The 4,461-nt window shown below is 62.8% G+C and carries 3 protein-coding genes; all 3 read left to right on the top strand.

Going from position 1 to position 4,461, the window contains the following annotated elements; genetic code table 11:
* Positions 1-1,356: type VI secretion system Vgr family protein (locus tag O1Q03_RS39735; protein WP_269511585.1), on the top strand; the 1,356-nt coding region annotated here is incomplete at its 5' end.
* A complete protein-coding gene (locus tag O1Q03_RS39730) occupies positions 1,353-2,297 on the top strand; it encodes a DUF4123 domain-containing protein (protein WP_269511581.1) in 945 nt (314 codons plus the stop codon). The genes O1Q03_RS39735 and O1Q03_RS39730, both read left to right, overlap by 4 nt.
* A partial coding sequence (locus O1Q03_RS39725; protein WP_269511579.1) for a T6SS effector BTH_I2691 family protein occupies positions 2,294-4,461 on the top strand: 2,168 nt, incomplete at its 3' end. The genes O1Q03_RS39730 and O1Q03_RS39725, both read left to right, overlap by 4 nt.

Genomic DNA, 4,461 nt, shown 5'->3' with positions numbered 1-4,461 from the left:
TATCCGCGCGACGGCACCGATCTCGATCATCAAGGTCGCGGCTACACGCGCTACGACTACCCGGGCCGCTACAAGCACGAAGGCAGCGGCAACGCCTTTACCCAAGACCGTCTGCGTGGCCACCGGCGCGATGCGCGGATCGCACGGGTGAGCGGCGACGACGCGCGCCTGCAACCGGGCATCGCGTTCGAACTTACCGGCCACCCGCGCGAAGACATGAACCGAAGTTGGCGCCCGGTCAATATGGTCCATCACGGCAAGCAGTTCACCAGCCAGGCCGAGGACAGTGCCGACGCGCAGCACGGCACCCACTACCGCTACGAGGCGGTGCTGGTGCCCGACGACACCGAATGGCGCGCCGAGCCGCTGCCGCGCCCGCGTATCGACGGCCCGCAGTCGGCCACCGTGGTCGGACCGGAAGGCGAAGAGATCTACACCGATCAATATGGCCGCGTGAAAGTGCAGTTCCCATGGGATCGTCAGGGCCGATACGACGAACACAGCTCATGCTGGATTCAGGTCGCGCAGAACTGGGCCGGTGCGCTGTGGGGCCATATGGCGATCCCGCGCATCGGACAGGAAGTCATCGTCGGCTACCTGGATGGCGACGTGGACCAGCCGTTCATCCTGGGGAGGGCATACAACCGCCTGCAACTGCCGCCCTACGAGTTGCCCAGGCACAAGACGCGGATGACGATCAAGAGTCAGACGCACAAGGGAGACGGGTTCAACGAACTGCGCTTCGAGGATGAGGCCGGGCAGGAGGAAATCTACGTTCACGCGCAGCGCGACCAGAACATCCACGTCAACCACGACGAAACCACGTTCGTCGGCAATGACCGCAGTGAACAGATCGAGCACGACGAAACAATCGTCATCGGCAACGATCGGAATGAAACGGTGGGCCACGACGAGCAGGTCACGATCGGTCAGGACCGTCGGCATGACATTGGCGAGGACGACTTCCTGACGATCGGTCGCAACCACACCATCACGACCGGCAAGGATCGCACCGAAGAGGTGGGCAACCACCGGCGTGACAAGACCGCGGCCAACCACACGGTCGACATCGGCGGCCACTATGAACAGCGCGTGCAAGGGCGAGTAGAGGTCGAGGCGGGACAAGCCATTCAGCATCGCACCAAGGTCTACGAAATCCACGCGGCCGAGGCCGTGGTCATCAAGGGTCCGGGCGGTACGGTGCGCATCGACCAAGGCGGCATCACGCTGGATGCCGCGGCAATCCGTGTGAACGGGCCGATGACCCAGCAGGGAGGCGGAGAGGGAAACAGCCTATCCCTGGGTAGCCAGATTCTGGAGGGTCAACTGGCCGATTGCCCGGAGCGCGCCAGATGACAGCAAGCATCGTTCAAGCGTTTGCCGGCAGCGAGCGCATCCAAAACGACTATCTCTATCTGCTCCTGGACCCGATGGCTGAATGCGCGCCGGAAGATCCACTGAGTATCGCGTCCCTGACGCAGGCGCTAGGTGAACAGGCGATCACGCGTGTGTTGCGCCCGGACCTCGCTCATACCGCTGAAGCGTGTCCGGCGTTGGTTCAACTGGCAGCGCCCGGGGAGCTTCCGGCCAAGGCCCTGTTGGAGTCGAGCGAACGGTATGCGTATGAAGATGCGGGCTATAAGAAACGCTACGTGTGCGGCTGGCTGTCGAGCGAGTGCCCACCCGAGACGCTCGCCGAACATCTGGCCGCGCGCTGCCTGGACGTTGCGCCAGCGGCAACGCAAAGCGTATCGCCGTGGTTCGAACCGCTTCGGCTTGAACTGTTGGCTGCGTCCGTGGGAAACACCTTTCCCGATCTGTTATGGCCGATCCGGCGCTGGCTTTGCCCCACCAGTTGGGGCGGCTACACCCTGTTTCGCGGTGCGCCCACAGGCGCCGGGATGGACATCCCGGCGTTGGCTCGCCAGACACAACGGCTCGCGCCCCTGATCGGCGACTTCCTCGATGCCTGGCGTCTCGCTCTCAGGTTCCCGTTGACGTATGCCCCCAGGCACTGGCGTGGCGACACGCTCTTGCCGCCGCAAGCGGCGGCCCACGCGTTCCGGCTTGTCCGTGACGCCCATAAGCGTGGGCTGCGCCTGAGCGCCGACGTCATCGATCTGTGCATGCATCGCGTGTTCATTCATCCGGATTTGCCACTGCACCCTCACGTACAGGCTGACATTGCGCGCGCGTTGGCCGGCACATCCACGTTACAGGCGCGTTTTGAGACCTACGACGATTCGGCCTGGATGCGCATCGTCGCGTCGTTACCCGCAGCAGTGAGCTATTCATGAGCACGAGCCAAACTCTCACCCGAGCCGCACGCCAAGCAGCGCCCAATCCCACCGGAGATTGCAACGCGTGTCAGCGCACGGGCGTACCGATCCTGCCGTTGCGGCTCGCCGTCATGCCGGTTACCCAGGGGCTCAAGCGGCAGGGTGCGCTGCATCACGCGTCGGTACAGACCGCGTTGCGTGTACTGCGACAGGGCTACGTCTATGTGCTGCTGGATGAAAAAATCTGGCACGCCTATCAGGTGACTCCGGAAGGCTACCTGCGTCAATGCAATCCCTTTGCCATGCCGCGCGCGAAACCCGAGCCGCTCTCGAAGGCGTGCGTGGATGCCGGGCATGATCTGCGTGCTGCGTTCATCAACATCGACACGGCAACCTACAAGCAGGCCTGGATCGCGTTCGCGCAGGACCCCTGGCCGAAGGCCACGCTCGATGCGTATCGCACGGGCAAGCACGCTAACGGCAAGCCGCTGCCGGCAGACTATCGCCAGCGATTCAAGCTGATCAATCTCGCCATCCTGAAGTCCGATCCAAAAGCGAACAATCAGGCACTTGCGCTGGAGCATGGCGATGCACTCCACGAGCACGTGGCCGAATACGCCGCGAACACACGCGACTTCGGTAGCGTTCATGCGTGGCATCCTCGCCAAGCACGCGCGCAAGCGATGCGCGCGCAATTGCACATACTCGAGAAGCAGCATGGGCTCGAGAAAGGGGTAGCGGGCCTCATCTTGCCCGATCCGGTGGGCATGGCAGCGGAACTCAACAGCTTGCGGCTCTCCGTCAGCACTTTGCGCCAGCACTGGCGTGAGGAGCCGGCGCGGCGATATGCCTACCTCACTTCGCAATGCTTGCTGGGCATAAAAGCCTACATCGCCCAGCTCGTGGATGCCGACACGCCACCTCCCGCCGATGATTTCTGGATGCCCAGCGAGGCTGGCGTGCCGCCGGTGTTCCAAGATCCGGCGAAAGAGCGCGCTACCACGGTCGAGCACAAGGTCAAGAGTCGAATCGCGCGACTCGAAGAACGTTACTGGGAAACCGGCCCGAAGGGACGCAAAACTTTCCAGGACGCGTACGACAAAACGGTCGACGATTTCCAGAAGCAGATCGATGCCTATGCGACCGACTGGGGTACGCAGGTGGCCAGTGCCGACTGGAACCGCATCATGACGTTCGACTATGCCGACGCGGATGTTCGTTCATGGCAATGTCGTCTCGTTAGCGCCGCCGACTGTCTTGCCGGGGGTATCACCGATGCCCCATCGTCGCCGGCCAAAGCGGGCGAAACACCCAAGCCCCAAGTACTTGGCCCCAGTGGCAAGGCATGGCGGCAGTTACTGAAAGACCCCAACAGCCCGGCCTACATCGCGCTGAATGGGCAGCATACCGACCTGCAGAAAGCGTTTGAGCCGCAGTTCGCAGCCGGCGCCATGCCCAACGATGCGGGCAAGAAATACTATGACGTGCTCAAACTCATCGCGACCAGTAAGGACGGTGATGATTGGCGCAGAAGTGTCATCGTCGGTGCGGCTGATCAGTTGCTCGCCGCGATGCATGACGCGGCCAATCGCCTGGACAGTACCCTGAGCATCGGCGCCAAGGCGGCGCTGGACAATCTCCATATGGGCGCGGCGTGGCTCTACGGAAAAACCAAGCTCACTCAGGTCACGATCCAGCTCACGGTAGGCGAGTGCTTCGATCTGTTGTCGGAGGAGATACGCGGCCACGCCAATGCGGCGCAAAAGGCTGTCGGCAAGGGGGCGCGCGCGATGCTGTTGGGGAGCTTGATCACTATCCCGAACGCCAACGTTCGCAACGTATTGATCGACGTCACGCTATGGGTTCATGGTTCGGCCGAAGAGGTCAAGCAACGGCTCGTACAGTTTGGGCAGGATGCGACGGAGCGGGCGCGCGACATCAAGCAGGCCGGCGGTGTGTTGGGGCAGGACGTGAACCGGGAGGCCAAGGCGGCACTGCGCCAGATCAAGGCAGGCCTCAAGAACCTGGAGCCGGCCGCGGCCAAGCTGCTTAACGGCTTGCAGATCGGTGCCGCCGGTGCGCATCGTTTTGCTGGCAGCAGCTTCGCTGGCCTCAAGAGCTTGTCTGTCGGCAGCGTGGACGCGGGCTTGTCGTTCGTCGGGCTGTACTTTCTGCAGGACAG

Source organism: Burkholderia sp. IMCC1007, from assembly GCF_027257875.1.
In the GTDB taxonomy this organism is placed as follows: Bacteria; Pseudomonadota; Gammaproteobacteria; order Burkholderiales; family Burkholderiaceae; genus Burkholderia.
The sequence above is the reverse complement of the archived record's forward strand: the minus strand, read 5'-3'. Positions and strand labels throughout refer to the sequence as shown.

Excerpts from the sequence above, each read along its gene's own strand:
- O1Q03_RS39730 (WP_269511581.1), top strand. The coding sequence starts at position 1,353 with ATGACAGCAAGCATCGTTCAAGCGTTTGCCGGCAGCGAGCGCATCCAA.